A 3,915-nucleotide genomic window follows, 5' to 3' on the forward strand; every position below is an offset into this window, starting at 1 on the left:
GACCGGCGCCGCGCGGGCGCCATCAACCGCGCCGCGCGCGAGGTGACCGACGGCAGGCTGGACGATCATTTTCCGCTCGTCGTGTGGCAGACCGGCTCGGGCACACAGACCAACATGAACCTCAACGAGGTGATCGCCAACCGTGCCAACGAGCTCTTGGGCGGCGAGCTGGGCGCCAAGAAGCCGGTGCATCCCAACGATCACGTCAACATGAGCCAGTCGTCGAACGACTCTTTCCCGACCGCGATGCACATCGCGGCCGCAAGCCGCATCAATGCCGACCTCGTCCCTGCGCTCGGTGAGCTGCTCCGCGCGCTGCGCAAGAAGGAGAAGGCGTTCGCGAAGATCGTCAAGATCGGCCGCACCCACACCCAGGATGCGACGCCCCTGACGCTCGGCCAGGAGTTTTCCGGCTATGCGGCGCAGGTCGAGAGCGGCATCGCCCGGCTCAAGGTCGCGGTGAAAGACCTCTATCCGCTGGCGCAGGGCGGCACCGCCGTCGGCACCGGCCTCAATTCCAAGCCACGCTTTGCAAAGCTGTTCGCAAAGCACGTCGCCGGCATCACGAAACTCCCCTTCACTAGCGCCGCCAACAAATTCGAAGCGCTCGCCTCGAACGATGCCTATGTGCTGGTGCACGGCGCCATCAATTCGGTGGCGACAGGCCTGTTCAAGATCGCCAACGACATCCGCCTGTTGGGATCGGGCCCGCGCTCTGGCCTCGGCGAGCTGATCCTGCCGGAGAACGAGCCGGGCTCCTCGATCATGCCGGGCAAGGTCAACCCGACCCAGTGCGAGGCAATGACCATGGTGTGCTGCCAGGTGTTCGGCAATCACACCGCGATCACGGTGGCCGGCAGCCAGGGCCATTTCGAGCTCAACGTCTACAAGCCCGTGCTCGCCTACAACATGCTGCACTCGATCCGCCTGATGGCAGATGCCGCGCGATCCTTCACCGAGCACTGCGTCAGCGGCATCCGTGCCGACGAAAAGCGCATCAACGAGCTGATGCAGCGCTCACTGATGCTGGTGACGGCGCTGGCCCCGAAGATCGGCTACGACAACGCCGCCAAGGTGGCCAAGACGGCCCATGCCAACGGCACCACGTTGAAGGAGGAGGCACTGCGGCTCGGCTTTGTCTCGGCGGACGAGTTCGATCGCCTGGTGCGCCCCGAGAAGATGACCAGCCCGGGATAGTACTCCGAATTCCGATAGCCATCCGTAATGATACGGACGCTCGACGCCCCAGAAATGTGCGGCTTTGGGGGCGGGATTTGATTACCGTCAATGTTCCGGCGGGACGGCGTGCTACGCAGCCCTTCCGCCCCCTCGACGGGGCGAAATTCATCGTTTGATGGCCCAAGGGGCCGATTGACGAGGACAAGCGAATGGCGATCAAGTCTTGTGGGGCGCAAAGCGGCACCCTGTTTCTGAATGTTTCATCCAGCCTGAAGAGGAGGGGATGATGGAGACGCGGCATGGGGAACGTCATCAACCTGAAGCGCTTCAGGAAGCGCGCCGAGCGGGAAGCCTCGGCGAAACAGGCGGACGCCAACCGGACGAAGTTCGGCCGCACGAAGGCGGAACGGTCGGCGGAGGAGACGCGCGCGGACAAGGCGAAGGCGCACCTGGATCAGCATCAGATCGATCGCGAGGAGCAGCCATGAAGTCGCCCGTCGTGAAACGGTCGATCGTCGTCGCCGGGCACAAGACCAGCGTCAGCCTGGAAGAGGCGTTCTGGAACGGCATGAAGGAGATTTCCGGCCTGCGCAACATGACGTTGTCCGAGCTGGTCGGCGAGATCGACAACAATCGCCAGCAGGGCAACCTGTCGTCGGCGATCCGTTTGTTCGTCCTGGACTACTTCAAGAGCCGGGCCATGGCCGCCCAGCCGGACAAGGTCCCGGCCCAGTAGCCAACCCTCGGGGGCGCATTCGAGGGCGCTCCGCGACCCGCACTTTAAAATCACTCTAAGGTGCGGTTTCAGCGAGCGCGCGCGCTTGACCTCACTGCCCTGCGTTGAAAATACAGGGCATGACCGACACCAATGACACGCGCCCGCACATGCCGCTGGGTCTGGCCCAGCGCGGCTATACCGGCGTCATCCAGCATCTTTCCGCTCGCGAGGCGGGCTCGGCGCTCTCGGACATCGAGCTCGAGAGCCGCCTGATCGAGCTCGGCTTCGTCGAGGGCGCCCGGGTCGAGGTCCTGCACGAGGGGCTCGTCGGGCGCGATCCCATCGCCGTGCGGGTCGACAGCATCACGATCGCCGTCCGCCGCCGCGAAGCCATGGCCATCATCGTCGCCTAGACAGCGACCGGACCTCTGATCCCGGACCAGTGATTCCATGGAATTACCTCTGCTGCATCTCGCCCTGGTGGGCACGCCGAACAGCGGCAAGACTTCGCTGTTCAACGCCCTGACCGGCAGCCGGCAGAAGGTCGCGAACTATCCCGGCGTCACGGTCGAACGCAAGGAAGGCTTCTTCGTCACCCCCCTGGGACGCCAGGTCTCTGTGGTCGACCTGCCCGGCACCTATTCGCTGCGCGGCCGCAGCCCGGACGAGGAGATCACCCGCGACTTCGTGCTCGGCAAGGCCTCCGGCGAGACTGTGCCCGATCTCGTGCTCTGCGTGGCCGATTCGACCAATCTGCGGCTGACCATCCGACTGCTGCTCGAGCTCAAGCGCACGGGACGGCCGATGGTCCTCGTGCTCAACATGTTCGACATCGCCGCCCGCCGCGGCATCACCGTCGACGTCGAGCGGCTCGCCAAGGAGCTCGGCCTGCCCGTGGTCACCTCGATCGCGGTGCGCAAGGGCGGCACCGCCGACCTCTTGAGACTGACCGACGAGATCTCGGCAAGACTCGCCGCCGAGGCGGAGGCGAACAGCTGGCGCGCGCTCAGCGTCTCCGAATTGCGCGCGACCCAGCGCGAGGCCGACCGCATCATCGCCGACTGCGTCAGCCTGCCCGCCAGACCCGACACCTGGACCGCGCGGATCGACGCGGTCGTGCTGCATCCCGTCGGCGGCCTCATCGTGCTGACGCTGATCCTGTTCGTGATGTTCCAGGCGGTGTTCGCCTGGGCGCAACCGGCAATGGACCTGCTCAAGTCCGGCTTCGACGCGCTCGGGGAGCTCGTGCAGGCCACCCTGCCTGACGGCCTGTTGCAGAGCTTCCTGCAGAACGGCGTGATCTCGGGCGTCGGCAGCGTCATTGTGTTCCTGCCGCAGATCATCCTCATCTTCCTGTTCATCCTGCTCCTGGAAGATTTCGGCTACATGGCGCGCGCCGCGTTCCTGATGGACCGCATCATGGGCGGCGCGGGGCTGCACGGCCGCGCCTTCATTCCGCTGCTGTCGAGCTTTGCCTGCGCCATTCCCGGCATCATGGCGACGCGCGTCATCGACAACAAGCGCGACCGGCTGACCACGATCCTGATCGCGCCGCTGATGACCTGCTCGGCGCGCATTCCGGTCTACACGCTGATCATCTCCGCCTTCATCCCCGCGAAGGACGTCTGGGGCTTCATCAACTTGCAGGGCCTCGTGATGTTCGGCCTCTACGCCGCCGGCATCGCCAGTGCGCTTGCCGTCTCGTTCCTGATCAAGTTCTTCATGCTGCGCGACTATGCGCCGGCGCCGTTCATGCTGGAGCTGCCGGACTACAAGATGCCCAGGCTGAAATCGATCGTGATCGGCATCTACACCCGCGCCAAGATGTTCCTGGTGCGCGCCGGCACCACGATCTTCTCGATGATGGTGCTGATCTGGTTCCTGGCCTCATTCCCGCAGCCGCCGGCGGGCGCCACCGAGCCGGCCATCGACTTCAGCCTGGCCGCGATCATCGGCAAGGCGCTCGAGCCGCTGCTCGCTCCCGTCGGCTTCAACTGGCAGATCGCGGTCGCGCTGAT

At 65.1% G+C, this 3,915-nt stretch carries 5 protein-coding genes; all 5 read left to right on the forward strand.

Annotation, left to right across the window (positions count from 1 at the left end; translation table 11 throughout):
- Positions 1 to 1,197 (forward strand): class II fumarate hydratase (locus MOV75_RS29845; protein ID WP_247007113.1); only part of this gene is annotated, 1,197 nt, incomplete at its 5' end.
- Positions 1,198 to 1,478: 281 nt separating this feature from the next.
- Positions 1,479 to 1,667 carry a DUF4169 family protein gene (locus MOV75_RS29850; protein WP_246921769.1) on the forward strand — a complete coding sequence of 63 codons (189 nt, stop codon included), beginning with the start codon at positions 1,479 to 1,481 and terminating at the stop codon, positions 1,665 to 1,667.
- On the forward strand, positions 1,664 to 1,915 hold the full coding sequence (locus tag MOV75_RS29855) for a ribbon-helix-helix domain-containing protein (protein WP_025038043.1): 252 nt from the start codon (positions 1,664 to 1,666) through the stop codon (positions 1,913 to 1,915). Before MOV75_RS29850 ends, MOV75_RS29855 begins: the two co-directional genes overlap by 4 nt.
- Positions 1,916 to 2,034: 119 nt before the next feature.
- Positions 2,035 to 2,310, forward strand: coding sequence for a FeoA family protein (locus MOV75_RS29860; protein WP_018319701.1), 276 nt, complete (start codon positions 2,035 to 2,037; stop codon positions 2,308 to 2,310).
- 37 nt (positions 2,311 to 2,347) lie between these two features.
- The coding region (locus MOV75_RS29865; protein ID WP_247007114.1) for a ferrous iron transporter B at positions 2,348 to 3,915 on the forward strand (1,568 nt) is incomplete at its 3' end.

It is taken from the genome of Bradyrhizobium sp. PRIMUS42 (assembly GCF_023006515.1).
Classification (GTDB): Bacteria; Pseudomonadota; Alphaproteobacteria; order Rhizobiales; family Xanthobacteraceae; genus Bradyrhizobium.